The sequence below is a fragment of the Streptomyces sp. JLSY215 genome, assembly GCF_059682825.1.
The window spans coordinates 8699145-8716674 of sequence record NZ_CM185022.1; the positions used below are offsets into that span (position 1 = coordinate 8699145).

Here is a 17530-nt window from a genome sequence, read left to right on the forward strand (position 1 = left end):
TCACGCCGGACGGCCGCTCAGTTGCGTTCACGCGCGGTCGGTCCCGCCGAGTTCTGACGCTCATCTTCGCGGCAGCGACCGTCGTGACGGCCGGCAGTCCGGCCTCGGCGGCCGTCGCCCACACGACCAGGCTCGGTACCGCGGTGAACCTCGACGACAACGGCCGCGGCAGCTCCGCCGTCGCGATCGGCGATCTCAACAACGACGGGATACCGGACCTCGTGACGGCGATCCGCACCGAGGGCCTCGGCGTGTTCCTCGGCTCGGGCCGCGGCAGCTACGGCGCCGTAACGAAGTACGCGGCGCCGCGCACCTCGTCGAGCCTCTTCATCAACTCGGCAGTGATCCGCGACGTCAACGGCGACGGCCACAAGGACGTCATCAGCCAGGACGCGCGCGGCAACGTCGCTCTGGTCTGGCTCGGCGACGGTTCCGGCGCTCTCGGCGCGGGAGCGGCGGTGCAACTCAACCCGAGGCCCGGGTGCGACACCACGGGCGACAACCCGTGTGTCGTGCGCTGGCCGAACGACGTCGCCGTCGGCGACTTCGACGAGGACGGCAAGCCGGATCTCGCGACGTCCAACACGAACACGAGCAACGTCGCGGTAGTGCTCGGCAACGGGGACGGCACGTTCGGCGCGGCGACGCGGTTCGGACTGGGCAGCGGTACCGGCCCGCAGGGCATCGCGGCCGCCGATCTCGACGGCGACGGCCATCTGGATCTCGTCACGTCCAACTCATCGGCCGGCACTCTCTCCGTGCTGCTGGGCGACGGAGACGGGGGCTTCGGCACGGCGTCGAGCGTCTCGGCCGGCATGACGCTGCCGTCCAAGCTCAAGCTCGCCGACGTCAACGAGGACGGCAAGCCGGACGCCGTCCTCGTGGCGCCCGGCACGCCGGGGCGCGTCGCCGTCCTGCTCGGCGACGGCACGGGCGGGTTCGGCACCGCGAGCGTACTGTCGGCGGGGTCGAACCTCACCTCCGCGTCGGTGGCCGACCTGAATGGCGATCGCCACGCCGACCTGGTCGTCTCCAGCTCCGGCTCGGACGAGGTCGTGGTGCTCGAGGGCGACGGCACGGGTGCGTTCGGCAGCCCGCTCGCATTCGGGCTCAACGGCGGTAGCCACCCGTATGCCGCAGCGGTGGCCGACCTCGACCGCGATGGGCGTCCCGATGTCGTCACGGCCAACAGCAACAGCTCGGCGACGTTCGTCAAGGACGCGTCGGTACTGCTCAACACGACGAAGCGGCCGCGGACGGCACCCCACCAACGGCGGTCCGACGCTCCCGTGCAGGGATTCGATCACGGCCGGCGGCTCCCGCGAGACCATCGTTGAGGTGTCGTAGCCGACGAGCCGTTTCCGGCGGCTGCCTATGAGACGCTGACGCGCGTCGCGGGCTCGGCGATTGCGATGATGCGATCGCCGAGCCCGTCTCGCCGGCACACACACATCGTTGAGCACCGTCCACGGCTACCGGGTGTGGTGTTGGACGCGTATGTGAAGGCTGCGGCGGCGCCGCCGGGGTGCCACCTGTCGTGGTCGTTGCTGACCGGTATCGGCCGGATCGAGTCGTGGCACGCGCGCGGCGGTGACGTGGATGCCGAGGGGAGGATGACCACGAACGTGACGTCAGCCGGTCTTGGCGGCCGGCAGCGTCAAGGCGACGTCACGGCGTCGAGAAGCCCGCACCCGGCGCGGACGTGTTCCAGCTGCCAGGCATAGATCGCGCGATATGCCAGAACTCGCCGATTTCTGGGCCCTCCGCCGTGAGGGCTGTGATGGCGAAGCCGTGGCCGGGACGTTCGGCCACGAGCGCAAGTACCATCCACTGAGACGGTGGCAGATCAGGCCGTTCCCTGGTAACTACCGCAGCGCTCGCCGGTGTTGTTTGCGATGTCGACCGAGCTTGGAGCCGGAAAGGCTGAAACAGGGACCAGATCCCAGGAGAACCGACCGATCGGTCCGGCAGGCGGTCGCGCGATGGAACAGTCTGCGGTGCCCATGCGGCTCGCGGCGCTGTAGGCCCAGAAACGCTGAGGCCTTGAGGGTGCGTCCCAGGAATTACGAAACAGCTCCGGTCATCTGCTGCGCCGACTGACGAAGCTCCGGCCACGGTGACTGCCGTTTTCCTGGGAGGTCTTGAATCACCGGGAAGAATGGTTGGGTGCTGGCAATCCAGACATCGATCTCGGCATGGGACGACCTGATGGCCCTGATCAATGGCCCTGATCAATGACTCGATCACGTCCAGCTTCGGCCGGCCAACGTTCAGGCCGAGCTCGTCCATCGACACCTCTTGGTACGACATGAGCAGCTGCCACCGGAACCGCATGAGAAAGCGGCACTCCTGGGGGCCACGGTCGTCGGCGAGGCGATCATGAATGACACTCCGGACACGCCGCCGTTGCTCATCGTCACGAAAGCCGTTGTTGAGTTCGGCCATGGTCACATCCGGACGCCGGCAACCGCGTGCCCTGACGATCCCCGGCCCGCCGACACGGACACCCATGCCGCCCTGGAGGAGCCCATGCTTCCGACGGCATCTGCATCCGGCCACGGACAGCGAGACCGGCCACGCGGGGGGGACCACTGTCCTTGAGCTGTGACGGTCCCACCTGGCACATGTTGTAGATCGCGTCTTGCGTGATCCAGGTGGTCCAGGTCAGGGGTGTAGGCGCAGGTCAGGGCCTTGTGGTCCAGGAGCGTCAATGCTGTTGGTGAGACGCGTGTGATACCGCGTGAGAGGTGAGGAACCCCCGTCGGCTTGCCGGTGGGGTTCCTGCGTTCGGGGACGCAGGTTGTGGGAGCACCACGCCGTTGTCCGGCTTCCGGAAGGGGTGCGGGGGCCACGCCTCGGGGCGTTGTTTGCTGTCGTCCCCAACCACGTATGCACGCCGGTAGATCTCGCCGATGAGCTACTGGTCGTCCGAAACCGCGAGGTGATCGACCGCTGGCAGGTAACGGCACGAGGCGCCAATTACCTGAGCGCCGTCTCAGGCGGAGAGCCGGCGGTAGCAGATCAGAGTCGTGGCTATCCCGGCGAAGGCAAGGAATTCGAGGTTTGGTGATCGTGGTCGCCGTGGGGTGGTTCCGTCTCAGTCTGGGATGGCGGCGTCGACCAGGGCGGCGGCTACGGTGCGGGCCGCTGTTTCGGCGCTGGGGTCGCGGTCCAGCCAGGCACTGATCCCGGCGCCGTCGTAAAGCAGTACCAGTTGCTGGGCGAGTGACTTCGCGTCCTTGGCTCCTGCCTGCTGGGCAAGGCCGAAGAAGAGTTCGTGTAGCCAGGTGCGGTAGTCATTCGCGGCCTGTTCGACGACGCCGCCGGGTGGGGCGTCGGCGCTCGCGCTGATGAACGCGCAGCCACGGAACCCCGGCTCGATGAACGAGAGCCCCTGCACCTCGAACGCGCCGACCAGGCGCTCCTTCGGGCTGTCGTAACGGGTCTCGAGCTCGCGTGTCATGCGCTCGACGGTCGCGGCATGCCGTGCCTGTAGGTAGGCGCGGACCAGGCCGTCCTTGCTGCCGAATGCGCTGTACAGCGTTGCCTTCGCGACCCCGGCGTGCTGGATGACCCTGTCGATCCCGACCGACTGGACACCCTCGGCGTAGAACAGCTCGTTGGCGGCGGCCAGCAGTCGCGCCCGCGCCGCCGCGCTGCGTTCCTTCGGTGACAGCACCTTCTCAGACATACCCGCATATTAGCAGACAGGTCTGTCTGTCTTTATTTGTTCCGCGTTCCCTTGACGTATCCAGACAGGTCTGTCTAAGTTGGAGGTGTTAACAGACAGACCGGTCTGGGTAACAATTCGAGAAGGTGCAACCCATGTCTGTGGAGCACGAAAACCTCGACCTACACCCCATTACTGCCCTGGTCACCGGGGCTACGTCCGGCATCGGCCGGGCGGTCGCCAAGAGGCTCGCTGCCGAGGGAATGTCCGTCGTCGTGGCCGGCCGCAACGCTCAGCGAGGTGCCGCGACCGTCGACGAGATCACTGCGGCCGGCGGCCATGCCCGGTTCGTCGAAGCGGACCTTGAGGACCCGGCCGGCATCGACAGGCTCGCCGCCGAGGTAGGCGAGATCGACGTCCTGGTCAACAACGCCGGGCAAGCCATCTGGGCGCCTACCGAGGAGATGAAGGTCTCCGAGTACGACGCGATGTTCGCCAGCAACGTCCGCGCGTCGTTCTTCCTCGTCGCCGCGTTCGCCCCGGCGATGGCGGCGAAGGGGGCGGGCAGCGTGATCAACATCGGCAGCATGGCCGGCAGCCTCGGCCTGGCCACCGGCGCCGCGTACGGCGCGACCAAGGCCGCGCTGGCGTCACTGACCCGGGGCTGGACCGCCGAGTACAGCGGCCGCGGCGTCCGCTTCAACACCGTCGCCCCCGGACCGGTCTACACCCGGCCCGAGGCCCGCGACCTGTTCGACGCGCTCGCGGAGACCACCGCGATGAAGCGCGCTGCCGAGCCCGAAGAGATCGCCGAGGTCGTCGCCTTCCTCGCCTCGCCGAAGGCCGGCTACGTCACCGGCGCGAACGTCGCCGTCGACGGCGGCCGCACCGCCATCTGAACCTGTCTGCCCTGAGAGGCAAACGGTCATGAGCAGCACCGTGTACGGACTGAGCGTCGATGCCGCCGATGCCGAGAACCTCGCGCACTTCTGGGCCGAGGCCCTCGGGCGGGACGTCGCCCCAGGCGCGAGCCCCGAAATTCGCCGCACTCGACCCGGACGGGGCCACCCCGCGGCTGAGCTTCCACCAGGTCCCCGAGCCGAAGCCGGTGGAGAACCGGCTCCACCTCGACCTCATCAGCCCCCTCTTCGAGGCCGGGCCCCAGCGGCTGATCGTGCTCGGCGCGTCCCGGATCCGCGACGTCGCTCAGGGCTTCGCCCGCTGGACGCGTTCGCCGACCCCGAAGGCAACGAGTTCGCCCTCGTCACCGGCCGAGACATGAAACGCAGCTAAGGAGTATGCAGCCGAGCCCGAGCGAACGCGTCCGCGACCAGGCCGCCCGGCAGCACAGAAGCACAGGAGTGGAAATGAACAAGCCCGTCATTCTGATCACCGGAGCGCTCAGCGGCATCGGCCGCGCCACCGCCGTCGCCTTCGCCAAGAAGGGCGCGAAGGTGGTCGTTGCCGGTCGACGCGATGAGGCCGGCAAGGCGCTCGCCGAGGAGCTGCGCTCTTTCGGTTCCGAGGCCGAGTTCATCAACGCGGACGTCCGCAAGGAGGATGACATCCGCGCTCTGGTCGACGAGACCGTCGCACAGTTCGGCCGTCTCGATGTCGCCGTGAACAATGCCGGCACCGAAGGCAAGGTCGGCCCGATCACGGACCAGACCGCGGAAACCTATGCCGCGACGTTCGACACGAATGTTCTCGGAGTGATCCTGAGCATGAAGCACCAAGCGCGCGTCATGCAAGGACAGGGCAGCGGAGCCATCATCAACATCTCCTCGACCTACGGGCACGAAGGTGCGGCGGGAGCCTCCCTCTATGTCGGCAGCAAGCATGCCGTCGAAGGCATCACCAAGTCCGTGGCGCTCGAGCTCGCCAAGTCCGGAATCCGCGTGAACGGCGTGGCGCCTGGTCCTACAGACACCGGCATGCTGACCCGTTTTACCGGGATACCGGAGAACAAAGCGGCTCTGGTGGCGGATGTTCCGTTGGGTCGCCTCGGCCTCCCGGAGGAGCTTGCCGAAGCGATCGTCTTCCTTGCATCGGACGAAGCTTCATTCATCACCGGGCATATTCTCAACGTCGACGGCGGTCACACCGCCAACTAACCCGTCCAGGCGCGGAGGTTCGCTCCGCGCCCGGTTGACTTGGCCGTGAGTGGAACAGTTCTTCAGGCTTCTAGCGCACGCAATCAGCAAGGTGAGACGCGCTGCGCCCAGCGAGGTTCACTGATCCACGCCGATCGGCGATGCCGGCCTCGCAGGGCCGCCGGCGGCGGTGACGGTGGCGGTGGCGGCGGAGAACGCGACATTGAAGAGAGCTGGAGAGCCTCGCGGCAGACCGGCTCCTTATTGCACACATGTCTGCCTCACATCCGAGTCGGCGTCGCCTCCAGCGGCGGACGGACTCCCGACACCATCGAGCAGATGGCGCGGGACGCCGAGCTGTTCATCGATGCCCTCGGCCTTGGCGTCATCGACGTTCTCGCCCATTCCATGGGTGGCCTGGTGGGGCAGCAGGTCGCCCTCGACCGCCCCGAACTGGTGCGCAAGCTGGTCCTGGTCGGAACCGCGCCCCGCGGCGGCCAGGGCCTGGGAGCCATGCCCCCCCGAGACCGAGGCACTCTTCTTCGAGACGTACGACCGGCAGGAGGACATGTGGCTGCCGATTCTCTTCTCTCCCTCCACGGAGAGCCAGGCCGCAGGCCGCGCCTATGCCGAGCGGGTCACGGCCCGTTCCGACCGCGACGCGCCCGTCGCCCCGGAGGCCGTACAGGCCCAGGCGGCAGCGATCGGCACCTGGGGCGCGCGTAAGGATGACACCTATGGCTACCTGGCCGACCTCAAGCAGCCCACCCTCGTCGTCAACGGCAACAACGACATCATCATCCCCACCGTCAACTCCTATCTGCTTCAGCAGCACGCCCCGAACGCCCAGCTCATCCTCTACCCCGACGCCAACCACGGCGCTCATCACCAGTACCCCGAGCTGTTCGTCAAGTACGCCAAACTCTGCCTCGACTCCGAGCAGGAGTCGGCGAGGAGCAGCCGCGTGCACCGTGCGGCGCGGTGGGCGTAGAAACCATGCCGATCGACATGATGATGGGCGAGGGAATGCAGCGGCTACCTCGTGGAGGATCACATGACTACTCCCGAACAGAACAAGGCACTGGTGCTGGAAGCGTTCGACACGCTGTTCAACAAGCGTGACTACGTCGCCGCCGAAGATTTCTGGTCCGAGCGCTACATCCAGCACAGCGCGCACATCGCACCAGGACGCGCGGGTCTGTTCGACCTGATCCGCTCGCTGCCGGACACCCTGCGCTACGAGCATCAGCTCGTCCTCGCCGAAGGCGATCACGTCATGCTCTACGGCCGCTTCAGCGGCAATGGCAGCCCCGCCGCCTCGGTGGCAGCCGACGTGGTGCGCATGGAAGACGGCAAGCTCGCCGAACACTGGGACGTCCTACAGGATGAGGCGACCCACGCCGAGTCCGTCAGCGGGCTGCCGATGTTCGGTGACCAGTTCCCGCCCGACCGCTGACCGGCTCCGGTGTGGCCGAGCTGCCTGGGGCAGCGAGCCGAAGTCGGTGAGCACGGCGGTGGCCGCTGTGTTCCAGGCCAGCAGGTCCTGGCGGCCGCCCAAAATCATCGCGGGGATGTCAGGCATGCCGTCGACCAGCTGCCGCAGCTGCTGGTCGACCGCTGCTCGGCGGGCTGTCGCGCGGGAGCGGCCTGCGTCACGTCCGGCACCGCAAAGAGCTACGCTCGCTCGTCCGGGGCGAGCACCAGCGCGTCTGCGAGCGCTTCGAGGACCGGGCGCGACACTCGGCCTAGGTAGCGGTGCAGCGCCTGGGACTGCGCCGGGTGGTTGGGGTGGTGGGAGTTGGCCAGGGTGAGCTGACGAACGTGACCGAAGTGGGCTCCGAGCGGGTTCGCCCGGTTGTGGTAGGTCGGGGTGAAGCACAGTTCGGCCTTGTTCCGTCCGGCACAGATGCGGATCTTTCGTCCGGCGCGCTCTGCCGCAATCTGTCAGGACAGCTGGTCGAGCAGTTCCTGACGGTGTGTGGCGGCCCACGAATCGAGATGGATGGTGGAGAACGGCCCGCAGCTCAGGCGGTGTTCGTCTATGGGCGGTGTGGGGCCGGGTTCGCGCCGACGTCGCCCGCGCCGAAATCGTCCTGGTGAGGATGCGGTTGAGGGCGGTATTTCCCGAGCCGCGGACGCCGGTCAGTGCGGTGTCCGCAAGCCGCTCGTCGCGCAGTTCTCGGGATTCCGGGGCAGTCGATCAGGTTCCGGTCAGCTCGGTCGGTGGTGGAGCAGGGCGGCCCGTAGCTCGTTCTCGGTTATCTGCTCCGCGGGGCGGTGGAGCGTCCAGCGGTGAGACTCGCCGTCCATGGACAGCACCTCGACGATGGTCTCCAGAGGTGGGTAGCCGACTTCGCCCCAGATGAGTTGGCGGATTGTGACGGCGGTGTCGTCGTCCAGGCCGAGCAAAGCACGTACGGCATCCTTCAGCTCGCGGAGGTGCGGGCTCGGCCAGGCGATTCCTGGGCGCGGTTCCAGGTACATGGGGGCAGTCCTTGGTTCCGGAATGAGGTGCGGGCGGCGCAGATGGCGCCGGGGAGGTCGACGGTGTGTTCGGCGGCAAAGCCGATGTCGCAAGCGTTGCGAGTGGCCCGCCTCTCGACGATGTCGCTGTCCGCGGGCGGGCTGTGCTGTAGCCGCGGCACGGCTGGGGGCGGCGGTGCCGGTCGGCGGGACGCAGACGGTGCGCCCCGCCGGCCTGTCCGTTCGCGTACGGCATCCACACCGCTGTTCGCCTGCGGCTCGCGCAGAGTGGTGGAGAGTGCTTGGGGATCGGACCGAGCGAGGGGGATTCGGCAAGCTGCAGGGTGTGCTGTACCTGGGCGGACACGAAGTCCTGGCAACCGGTGAGCACCCGTATGATCCCCTGCCCTGCCCTACCCTGCCGTGCCGTTCTGTCGGGGTAGCCCGTGCGGCGGTGTGTGGCGCGCCGGTCCCGCCGCACTCCGAGCCAGGACGCAGGCATCCCGGGCGGCTTCGTGGCGGTGGTTCAGTTGGGTGGTGTGCGGGTGGTGGCCCAGTTGGGTGTCCTGACGGGCGGTCGGGCAGTGTGAGATTGTCTGGTCACGGTCACCTGCCAGATGGCGAGGAGCAGCAGCGTGCCGGTTTCGGCAAGGAGGCTGAGGACGGCTTGTGGCTCGGGCTGCAGACCGTGCTCGGTAAATCCGAACACTCCCACGGTGCGCGAAGCGGTGAAGCCGGCGAGGGCGCCGAGCGCGACGCCTGCCGAGGCGGTCCTCAACAGCAGGGGCGGTGTCCCGATCAGGAGCAGGGCGGTGCAGGCGAAGGAAGCGCTGGCCTGGAGCAGGAACAGGGGGCCGATGATGCGGATGAAGCGGTACCCGTCGATGTAGAGCTGGGCGTGAATGTATCCGCTGGCGGCGAGGGTCGCGGCGGTCATCGACCGCAGGGTGGGGGCGAGGAGTCTGTGGGTGTTCATGCCAGCCTCCGTTCCTTGATGGCCAGTTCGCGGTCGCCTTGGCGGTAGCCGACGCTGCGGATGCCGAGTGCCTCTTTGAGCTGCCGGGCGGGGACGACCTGCGGGGTGGGGGCGGGGGCGCGGCCCGGTTTGGGCAGGGGGTAGGCGGTGGTGGTGGCGGAGTGGAAGGTGATGTTGCCGTCTGTCTTGGTGAACAGCTGGTGGACGTGCCCGTTGAGACAGGTGACGGAGGAGAAGCGGCGCAGCAGGGCGATGACCTTGAGGGCGTCGTCGGTGCTCCAGCCCCACTTCGGGTACATGGCGAACAGCGGGATATGGCTGAAGACCACGATGGGGGTGTCCGACGACAGTCCGGCGATGTCCTTGCGAACGAAGTCGATCTGGTCGGCGCCGAGGTGGCCGAGCTTCTCCAGGCTCAGGGTGTTGACCAGGGCGATGAAGTGCACGCCGTGGGTGTCGAAGCTGTACCAGCCGTCGCCGAGCGTGCCCATGCCGAAGGTCCGCCGGTAGGCGCGGCCTGCATCGCCGATGGAATCGTGCTCGCCCGGCACGGTGAAGACGCGGTCTGTCTTCATTCCGGCCATCATCTGCTTGACCTGGTCGAACTGCCCGGCCGTGGACAGGTGGGTCAGATCGCCGCTGTGCATGACGAAATCGGGTCTGAATCCGAGCGAGTTGACCTGCTTGATCGCTTCGGTGAAGGAGCCGACCACATCCGTGTTCGCCGGGCCCTGGAACCCGATATGGCTGTCGGAGACCTGCACGAACCGCAGCGCGCCGTTTGCCGCTGCGGCGGCCCCGGTCGCGGCGCCCGCGTTGGTGTCCAGGGAGCCGGCGATGTGGCTTATCACCTCTCCACTGGCCAGGGTCAGCACCACCGCGCCGCCGAACCACCCTGCGTGCCGCATGAGTTGACGTCGAGTCATACCGTGTTCGGTATCGGGCTGACCGGCGTCGTCGGCCAGTGCTCCGTCGTGACTGTCGTGGTACTCGGTCATCGGGTCACCTCCACGGTGGCGGTCATGAACGGATGGATGGTGCAGAGGTAGGCGTAGGTGCCGGGCTTGGTGAACGTGTAGCTGTAGGTGGCATGGGTGGCCAGGGCGGCCGAATGCAACGCGCCGCCCGATCCGGCGCTGGTGACGGTGTGGGCGTCGGTGTCCTGATTGGTCCACGTCACCCTCGTGCCCACCTTGACCTTCAGCGTGGCCGGGGAGAAGGCGAAGTTCTTGATCGTCACTGCGTTCGCGGTCACCGGCGCGGCCGTGCTTGAGGGGCTCATGGGCATGCTCATGCCGGGCATCGGCGAGGCGCCGGGACCGGCGGCTTTCCCCGGCCCCGTGGCGCCGGGCATCCCTGCCGTCCGGTGCTGCCCCGCACCGGGGGTGATGGCGACGGCTCCGCCGGCCGAGGAATGCGACGACTGGCCGCATGAGCTGAGGAGCCCCACCGCGCCGGCAGTGGCGATGATGGCGACGGCCAGCCCGGCCGCAGCACGTGATCGCCGGACCGGTGTGCGAAAGTTCAGGTGCATGGTGTCCGTTCCTCACTGATCAGGCGGGGACTGCGCCGGCTCGGCGCACGTAACCGCAGGAATATGTGGTGGGTGCCGTGTTCAAGGGCGCGTGCCCCTCACGGACCCGGCGAACGAGCATGGGTGCCGCCCCGGGCCGGCGGCTCGCCTCGACGTGCCCCGTGCTGCACATCCGCGGTTGCGCGCCGCGAAGGTGCGGGCGGCATGCGGCAGTTCCCCCTGTGGGGAGCCGCGAGTGATTCGGGGCAGGTTGGCGGTGCCCGTACCGGTGGTGCGCACGCTGGGCCGGGCGGAGTTCCGTCCCGTTGGTTGCGTGGCCCTCGATCGCGGTGCGTGGAGAGCCGTCGCCGTGGTGTGCGCTGGGCACGGGCGGAGGCTGCGCGGTGGCGCCTACTTGGACGCGCGGGGGCGGGGTGAGCTTGGCCGGCGCCGGGAGTGCGTCCGTCGCGTGGTGTATCTCGGTCATCTCCGATCCATCCTTCGTTGCATGGGGAATCGATGAGGAAGTGCGCGTGAGTCGGCTCTTGTCCGGCTCCACGGACGGCGGGAGTCCCACGGTTCGACAGATATGCACTTTTTGTGAGACCTCCTGGCTTCGCCGCGGACCGGTCGGCCTCCCGGGCGCCGCGCACGCTCGGCTCTCCTGGTGCCGTAAGGCCCGGCAGGGGCATGTCATCCGCGATGCACACTGAGCGTCACCTGCGCCGTGCCGTCCGTTACGGGACAAAGTGGTACATGTGCGCGATGATCGCCCTATGCCCTGGAGTTCCCGAAAACGTGGCCCGCGGACTGATCCAGATAGCTCCGCGCACCGTGTCTCTGGTAAAGGGGCGCTTTCGACCGCAGATGAGGATCTGCTGCGCACTCTGTACGTGGAGCACGCAGGGGCCCTGTTCCACTACGTGCTGCGACTGACCTCAGGAGATTGGCAATGGGCGGAGGATGTGGTCCAGGAGACGCTGCTGCGAGCGTGGCAGCATCCCGCCGCGTTCGACCCCGCACGCGGCCCGGCCCGGGCATGGCTGTGTACGGTCGCCCGGCACCTGGTCATCGACGCCCACCGGGCCCGGCAGGCCAGACCGGCCGAGGCCGGCGGCGAGGCCCTTCAGCGGGCCGCCGAGCAGACGCCGGGCGAGGACCAGATCGAGCAGGCACTGCAGAGCTGGGCGGTTGCCGAAGCCATCCGGTCGCTGTCCCCGGACCACCGCGCCGTCCTGCTGGAGACCTACTACCGGGGCCGGACCATGGCGGAGGCCGCACAGGTGCTGGGCATCCCGCTGGGCACCGTGAAGTCGCGGACGCACTACGCCCTGCACGCCCTGCGGCTGGCGCTGCAGGAACGGGGCATCGAGCCATGACCGTGGCGGGCAGGAGGCGGCGACCATGAGCGCGGAGCACGACGCCCTCCGGCTGGCGCTGGGGGGATACGTCCTGGGCACGCTGCCCTCGGCAGAAATGGAACGGGTACGCATCCACCTCGCGGAATGCGCCGAATGCCAGGCCGAACACACCCGGCTGGCGGGATTGCCTGCGCTGCTGGCGACGGTGACCGAAGCCGAAGCCTCAGGCCAGACAGTGCCGACGGCCGACGGGGACCTGGCCGACCGGCTGGTGGCACGGGCAGCCGAAAGCGCGCAGGGCACCCTGCCCGAACGGCCCGCCGCCCCCGCGGTGTCGAAGGCGCCGGCAGGGGGTGTGCTGGAGAGGCTCCTCCAGCAGGCCGCGGCCCGGCGACGCAGGACCTGGCGTCTGCAACTGGCCGGAGCGGCCGCCTCTCTGACGTTCATCGCGGCAGCGGCCGGCGGCACATGGCTGGCGGCCACCGGATCCGTGGGCAGTCAGGCGACGCCGCCTGGGCCGACCGCACCGGCTGCCTGGCGCACCTTTTCCGGAAGCGATCCCACCACCGGCGTCTCCGCCTCGGTGAAGGTCTCGCCCTCTGCCTGGGGCAGCGTGTTGCAGGTCCATGCCAAGGGGGCACCCGCCGGGATCACCTGCCGGCTGCAGGCGGTCGGACCCGGCGGAGCCAGGGCGGACGGCGCTACCTGGCGGGCAGGCGAGTACCCTTCCGGCACCACGATCCCAGGGGCGGTTGCCATGTCCCCGGGGGCCATCGACCACTTCGAGATCCTCGCGGGCAACGGTCAGAAGATGGTCACCATCAGGGCGTGAGGCGAGGCCAGGGTCGTCATGTCACTGGGCGGCCAGACCTCCCAGTGACATGACGACAGCTGTCGGGTGTGAGCGCACGGCGGCACGAGGGGCCAAGAAGACGTCGCGACCGAAGGTCCAGGCCGTCAGCGCCGCGGGGGCCGGGCCGTCGCCGAGAAGCGAAGCCGCCTCAAGACCGGTGGGCCAGGCTGAAGGAGCGCGCACAGGACGTCCAACCGATGGCCATCGAGGAGGCCTGTGCTCGTGACATCGGCTGCGCGGGCACGCTCGTGACCACCGTCGTCGACCGATGCCACCAGGTCGCACGGCTCCGGGATCGGCGAGATCGTCCGACAACGCACCCGGCGGATGAGCGCGGCGGCCTCGGAGGCCGCCGCGGGCGCCTCTGGGCACGGCTGTGCGGGGCCGAAGGCGTACTCCTCAACCTCCGCCGGGAGGAGGCCGAAGCCGGCACCCGGGTCCTTCTCGCGGGCGCGCCGACGGTTTCCGGGGGCTGGTGACCCTCAGGCCGGCTCCGGCGAACCGGCTGCGTTCTCAGCCGACTTGATGCGTGAGTGCGCCGACGGGGCGTGCACTCCCTCTCCGGGTGGCCGGTGGCGCCGCCCTGGGCCTTGGGCAAGGGCCCGGCCGAAGTGATCCCCGTCCCGCGCGCAAGCAGAGGTTTGCCGTTCACCAAGCGGCCGGCGACCTCGACTCGCCCTTTCCTCCGAAGTCCGGGCGGCCCGGAGGAGACGGTCCAAGATGTCGGCACGCCGAGGGCCGCGACCGGGCCGAGACGCGGGCAGGGACGCTCGTCCGGCCCCGCGGCGCGACGTTCCGCAGGGCCTTCCGGAAGGCCACGGGCGAGGGAACGAGCTGCCGGTGCCCGGTCCGACCGAGTGCGGCATCGAGTCGTGGCGGAGGCGAGTGAGCCCAGCCAGGCCGCCGGAATTGATGCGAACCGCAAGAAGTCGAGCAAAAAGGGCGAACGGCTCGAACCGTTCGGCATGCGTCGTCCGTGGAACTGAATGAGCGCGCCCCTTCAGGGTCCGGCCTACCGACAGCCCCCGAAGTTGTTGGTGCTGGTCTCCCCAGTTCCGCTCTCCGCACCTCCACAGAAGAGCCAGAAGACCATGTTTGTGACCGATTCCCCCAGCCCGAGTTCACTGATCGGCCCGCCCTGCCGCCACGAGGCGCTGCTCACCCTGCCCGCGCAGGAGGCGCACGTCTCCGCCGCTCGTCACTTCGCGGACGATCTGCTGGAGACCTGGAGCGTGCCCGCAAGTGAGCGGGACTCCGCCGTACTCATCGTCGACGAACTCGCCGCCAACGCCGCCCAGTACGGCCGCGAGCGCATGACCCTGCTGCTCGTCCTCGACGACGGCACTCTGCACATCGTGGTCACTGACTCCGGCACGCCAGTGGAGCGCCATCGCCCCGACATCGCCCCCGACGAACACGGCCGCGGCACCGGCATCGTCCAGTACCTCGCCCAGTCGACCGAGGTCCACCAGACACGCAGCGGCCGCGAAGTCCGCGCCTGCCTCAGGTGCTCGTCATGACCGGGCCGGGCGTTCCGCACGAACTGCGGCCCGTTGCCAGGGCCGGCGGAGGTGTGAGCATGCACGTCACTCCGAACAGCGGTGAGGCCATCGGCGTCCCGCCCCCGCACGAGGCGTACGCGAATGCGCCAGACCTGCGCCGCGAGATACACCAAGTGCTCGCTCTCGGGGCCGAACGCGAAGGCCGCCAGGCCGGGCCCGACACCGGCCCCCTGGTCGACGCGACGGCCGCCGAACGCGCCTGGCTGCTACGACGGGCGGCCCTCATGGACCGGATGGCCCTCGACGGCCCCGGCCCGGTCGCCGCCGCCGCAGAAACCGCCGAGCAACTCGTTCGGCACGACCGTCGCCATCCCGATCTGGTGGCCGGCCCGCACCACCCCGACGCGATCACGCCCGCCCCCGGCCACCGCCTCTACGTCCGCCAGGAGTACGCCGCCTGGACGGCTGCCGGGCGCCCCGGAATCTGAATCGACCCCGATCCGACAAGGAGAAGGACACATGACCCGCAAGGACATCGACACCCGGCACGCCCCCGCGGCAGCCGGCCCACTCCACTCGCCTCGCCTCATATGCCCGACAGCCATGCGTGAACATCGCGCCGGTCGGCGACAGGAACGGTCACGTCAGGGAAAGCCGGTGAACGCACCGTGGCCGAACGCGAAGACCCATCGGCTGTTCCAGATGTCCGAACGTGGTTGCTCCCCAGGGCAGCGGCTGGGCGTCCATCCGACCCAAACACCCCCGCACGCTCCGCGGGCCGGGCAGCCGGCGCAGGTGGCCATGCAGGTCACAGGCGGCGAACTGCGCCTCGTCGTCCGCCTGTTGCTGGCCGAACTCCCCGTGCTTGCGGCGGCGGGCGACGAATTCACTTGCGAAGCCCGGCTGGACGACGCCTTGGGAATCTCCCGACGGCGCGGGCGGCGGGCACCGGCGAAACCGCCCTCCCAAGTGCACCGGGAAACCCCCTCCCAGGCGTCCGCGTACGAGACCGCGGGCGCGGGCACGGACGCCGGCTTGTCCGGCCACCTCCTGTGGATCGCCTTCTGCGACGACGAATGCCGGTCATCCGTCGGTATAGAGCCTTACCGGGGCGTGGACATCGACCGCGTCCAGCAGAGTGGTGTCCCGGCCGGCTGCGGCCGGGACGCGGAAGGGGAACTCTTCGCCGTATCGCTGGACGGGCAACCGTGCTGGACGCTCCCGCCGGCGGCAGCGGGCCGTCGTCCCCGGCCCAAGGTGTGCGCCTCCCGCCGCGTCAACCTTCCGCAAGGCCCGGTCGTGGGCAGGACGCCCCTCAGGGCAGCGGCCGAGGTTCTGCGCGCGCCCGGAGAGCGATGGGGGCACGCTCGGGGCGGCAAGACACGAGGCGCCGCGGGCGCTCCCGCTCCCACCGCTGCCGCGCAGGAACAAGCGGCACGGATCGCCGAGGCAGGTATGAGGGCCGACGTGTTCGAAGGGGTGATGTGACGATGTTCCGCAATGCGCTGGAGCCCTGGCACCTGCTGATCCTGGTCACGGTGGTGGTTTTGATCTTCGGCTCGAAGAAACTACCCGACATGGCCCGGGCGCTGGGCAAGTCCATGCGGATCCTCAAGAGCGAGACCGAGGCCATGAAGGGCGACGTCGCCTCAAACGAGCCACGCCCCGAGCCCGAGCCCGAGCCCGAGTCCGAGCCCGAGCCTGCACCGGGACGGCAGACGATCTCGGGCGCTCCCGGAGACACCGCCACCGCACGCACCGCGCCCACGGACAGCACGACCAGTCACGGAGACTGAGCCCGGTCCTGCGCCCTGGCTCATCCCCGCACGCCGGTGTCTTGGCCGGGCAGCGCTGTTTCCCGGCCCGAGCGCACAGCGCGTAACGGTGGACGGTCGGAGGACCTTCGTGGGCCTCCCACCGTCGGGCCGGGCAGGGCAGATCAGCTCGCGGTAAGTGGTGCCGACCTGGCCCCACTGCCTCCTGGACGCGCTACCGGCCGTAACCAGCGCCGTGGCGAGCTCGCGCCCCACCGGGTGACGGAGACGATCAAGTACTGACGCAGGCCGGTGGTTTCCGGTCTGCCGCACGAGATGAGGACGTGGCGTGCCCCAGTCAGCCCGCAACAAGGAGAAGCACCCCGAGGGACGGATGCCGCTCGCGGAGCACCTTCGTGAGCTCCGCAACCGGCTCGCCAAGGCCGTCCTTGCCATCCTGGTCGTCACGATCGCCGCGGCCTTCTACTACAAGGGCATCATCAACCTCTTCACCAGGCCGGTGCTGGACTCGGTCGGCTGCCCGACGTCCTTCGCCGCTCTGGCCAGGCAGACCGCGGACACCACCTGCGCGCGGATCACGATCAACGGTCTGCTCGCGCCCTTCACCCTGGCACTGAAGGTGTCCCTGATGGCCGGCGTCGTGCTGGCCTCGCCGGTATGGCTGTACCAGCTGTGGGCGTTCGTTGCCCCCGGCCTGCACAAGCACGAGCGGAAATATGCCTACGCGTTCGTCGGCGCGGGCGTCCCGCTGTTCTTCGGCGGCGCCTTCTTCGCCTACAACGTGCTGCCCAACACCGCGAGGGTGTTGATCGACTTCACCCCGCACGGGGTGGACAACCTGCTGCCGCTGGATGATCTGCTCGACCTCGTCACCCGCATGGTGGTCGTCTTCGGCCTCTCCTTCGAGATGCCACTGCTGCTGGTGATGCTGAACCTCACCGGAGCGCTGACCGGCCGGCGGATGCTCGGCTGGTGGCGCAGCATGATCGTGGGGATCACGGTTTTTTCGGCTGTGGCGACGCCGAGCACGGACCCGCTGACCATGCTGGCGCTGGCCGCGCCGATCTGGATGCTCTATTTCTCCGCCGTTGCCTTCTCGCTTCTCCATGACCGGCGCAAGGCCCGAAGAGAGGCAGAGAGACCCGGCAACGACGAGACCTCCGACCTGGACCTCACGCCGCAGGACATCGGCGAAGTGGAATCGGTGACCGCCAGCCAGGCCCTGCCCGCGCAGCCGGACGCTGACGACGACCGCGCGACGGGTAGGACGACGTGATCCGAGGGGGCCTTCAGTAGGGCACGGTCCGCCGCGCCGACCTGCCCG

22 protein-coding genes and 1 pseudogene are annotated in these 17530 nt (G+C 68.9%); 17 read left to right on the forward strand and 6 right to left on the reverse strand.

Annotated features, from left to right (window positions below):
* Positions 1-143: 143 nt before the first annotated feature.
* Together AC5677_RS38380 and AC5677_RS38385 are read left to right on the forward strand one after the other, a co-directional pair.
* Entirely contained in the window at positions 144-1337 is a 1194-nt protein-coding gene (locus AC5677_RS38380) for an FG-GAP repeat domain-containing protein (RefSeq protein ID WP_497192491.1), read from the forward strand.
* Positions 1338-2740: 1403 nt separating this feature from the next.
* Positions 2741-3070: a hypothetical protein gene (locus AC5677_RS38385; RefSeq protein ID WP_497192492.1), complete on the forward strand. Its 330-nt coding sequence runs from the start codon at positions 2741-2743 to the stop codon at positions 3068-3070.
* Positions 3071-3097: 27 nt separating this feature from the next.
* Here the strand turns inward: AC5677_RS38385 and AC5677_RS38390 are convergent, their stop codons facing one another.
* Positions 3098-3691, reverse strand: a complete 594-nt coding sequence (locus AC5677_RS38390; RefSeq protein ID WP_497192493.1) for a TetR/AcrR family transcriptional regulator — start codon at positions 3689-3691, stop codon at positions 3098-3100.
* 134 nt (positions 3692-3825) lie between these two features.
* On the opposite strand from AC5677_RS38390, the gene AC5677_RS38395 reads away from it, so the two are divergent.
* The 6 genes and pseudogenes from AC5677_RS38395 to AC5677_RS38420 all read left to right on the forward strand — a co-directional run bounded on the left by AC5677_RS38395 (position 3826) and on the right by AC5677_RS38420 (position 7219).
* Positions 3826-4569, forward strand: coding sequence for an SDR family NAD(P)-dependent oxidoreductase (locus tag AC5677_RS38395; RefSeq protein WP_497192494.1), 744 nt, complete (start codon positions 3826-3828; stop codon positions 4567-4569).
* Between the two features lie 68 nt (positions 4570-4637).
* Positions 4638-4952: a VOC family protein gene (locus AC5677_RS38400; protein WP_497192495.1), complete on the forward strand. Its 315-nt coding sequence runs from the start codon at positions 4638-4640 to the stop codon at positions 4950-4952.
* Between the two features lie 85 nt (positions 4953-5037).
* Positions 5038-5784 (forward strand): SDR family NAD(P)-dependent oxidoreductase, encoded by a 747-nt coding sequence (locus AC5677_RS38405; protein WP_497192496.1) that lies wholly within the window; start codon positions 5038-5040, stop codon positions 5782-5784.
* A 318-nt stretch (positions 5785-6102) separates the two neighbouring features.
* Positions 6103-6213 (forward strand): annotated as a pseudogene (locus tag AC5677_RS38410) (alpha/beta fold hydrolase); the annotation flags it as partial.
* 118 nt (positions 6214-6331) lie between these two features.
* Entirely contained in the window at positions 6332-6754 is a 423-nt protein-coding gene (locus AC5677_RS38415; protein WP_497192497.1) for an alpha/beta fold hydrolase, read from the forward strand.
* A gap of 63 nt (positions 6755-6817) precedes the next feature.
* Positions 6818-7219 carry a nuclear transport factor 2 family protein gene (locus AC5677_RS38420; RefSeq protein ID WP_497192498.1) on the forward strand — a complete coding sequence of 134 codons (402 nt, stop codon included), beginning with the start codon at positions 6818-6820 and terminating at the stop codon, positions 7217-7219.
* Here AC5677_RS38420 and AC5677_RS38425 read toward each other — a convergent pair.
* The gene (locus AC5677_RS38425) at positions 7142-7642 is read right to left on the reverse strand and encodes an MmyB family transcriptional regulator (RefSeq protein ID WP_497192499.1); all 501 of its coding nucleotides are present in this window, start codon (positions 7640-7642) and stop codon (positions 7142-7144) included. The two genes, AC5677_RS38420 and AC5677_RS38425, sit on opposite strands and share 78 nt — an antisense overlap.
* Here AC5677_RS38425 and AC5677_RS38430 point away from each other — a divergent pair.
* Entirely contained in the window at positions 7585-7863 is a 279-nt protein-coding gene (locus AC5677_RS38430) for a hypothetical protein (RefSeq protein WP_497196958.1), read from the forward strand. The two genes, AC5677_RS38425 and AC5677_RS38430, sit on opposite strands and share 58 nt — an antisense overlap.
* Positions 7864-7974: 111 nt before the next feature.
* Here AC5677_RS38430 and AC5677_RS38435 read toward each other — a convergent pair whose 3' ends face one another.
* From AC5677_RS38435 to AC5677_RS38450, 4 genes are all read right to left on the reverse strand, one after another.
* Positions 7975-8247 (reverse strand): hypothetical protein, encoded by a 273-nt coding sequence (locus AC5677_RS38435; RefSeq protein ID WP_497192500.1) that lies wholly within the window; start codon positions 8245-8247, stop codon positions 7975-7977.
* 505 nt (positions 8248-8752) lie between these two features.
* Entirely contained in the window at positions 8753-9202 is a 450-nt protein-coding gene (locus AC5677_RS38440) for a hypothetical protein (protein ID WP_497192501.1), read from the reverse strand.
* The gene (locus AC5677_RS38445) at positions 9199-10200 is read right to left on the reverse strand and encodes a metallophosphoesterase family protein (RefSeq protein ID WP_497192502.1); all 1002 of its coding nucleotides are present in this window, start codon (positions 10198-10200) and stop codon (positions 9199-9201) included. The genes AC5677_RS38440 and AC5677_RS38445 overlap by 4 nt, the downstream gene beginning before the upstream one ends.
* The gene (locus tag AC5677_RS38450) at positions 10197-10736 is read right to left on the reverse strand and encodes a cupredoxin domain-containing protein (RefSeq protein ID WP_497192503.1); all 540 of its coding nucleotides are present in this window, start codon (positions 10734-10736) and stop codon (positions 10197-10199) included. The genes AC5677_RS38445 and AC5677_RS38450 overlap by 4 nt, the downstream gene beginning before the upstream one ends.
* A 755-nt stretch (positions 10737-11491) precedes the next feature.
* Between AC5677_RS38450 and AC5677_RS38455 the strand changes: the two genes are divergently transcribed.
* From AC5677_RS38455 to tatC, 8 genes are all read left to right on the forward strand, one after another.
* The gene (locus AC5677_RS38455; RefSeq protein ID WP_497192504.1) at positions 11492-12094 is read left to right on the forward strand and encodes a sigma-70 family RNA polymerase sigma factor; all 603 of its coding nucleotides are present in this window, start codon (positions 11492-11494) and stop codon (positions 12092-12094) included.
* 25 nt (positions 12095-12119) lie between these two features.
* Positions 12120-12908, forward strand: coding sequence for a zf-HC2 domain-containing protein (locus AC5677_RS38460; protein WP_497192505.1), 789 nt, complete (start codon positions 12120-12122; stop codon positions 12906-12908).
* A 218-nt stretch (positions 12909-13126) separates the two neighbouring features.
* Positions 13127-13408 carry a hypothetical protein gene (locus AC5677_RS38465; RefSeq protein ID WP_497192506.1) on the forward strand — a complete coding sequence of 94 codons (282 nt, stop codon included), beginning with the start codon at positions 13127-13129 and terminating at the stop codon, positions 13406-13408.
* Between the two features lie 612 nt (positions 13409-14020).
* A complete protein-coding gene (locus AC5677_RS38470; RefSeq protein ID WP_497192507.1) occupies positions 14021-14449 on the forward strand; it encodes an ATP-binding protein in 429 nt (142 codons plus the stop codon).
* 59 nt (positions 14450-14508) lie between these two features.
* Positions 14509-14919 carry a hypothetical protein gene (locus AC5677_RS38475; protein ID WP_497192508.1) on the forward strand — a complete coding sequence of 137 codons (411 nt, stop codon included), beginning with the start codon at positions 14509-14511 and terminating at the stop codon, positions 14917-14919.
* A 313-nt stretch (positions 14920-15232) separates the two neighbouring features.
* The gene (locus tag AC5677_RS38480) at positions 15233-15919 is read left to right on the forward strand and encodes a hypothetical protein (RefSeq protein WP_497192509.1); all 687 of its coding nucleotides are present in this window, start codon (positions 15233-15235) and stop codon (positions 15917-15919) included.
* A 2-nt stretch (positions 15920-15921) separates the two neighbouring features.
* Positions 15922-16227 (forward strand): Sec-independent protein translocase subunit TatA, encoded by a 306-nt coding sequence (gene tatA / locus AC5677_RS38485; protein WP_497192510.1) that lies wholly within the window; start codon positions 15922-15924, stop codon positions 16225-16227.
* Between the two features lie 307 nt (positions 16228-16534).
* Entirely contained in the window at positions 16535-17482 is a 948-nt protein-coding gene (gene tatC / locus AC5677_RS38490) for a twin-arginine translocase subunit TatC (RefSeq protein WP_497192511.1), read from the forward strand.
* Positions 17483-17530 lie beyond the last annotated feature (48 nt).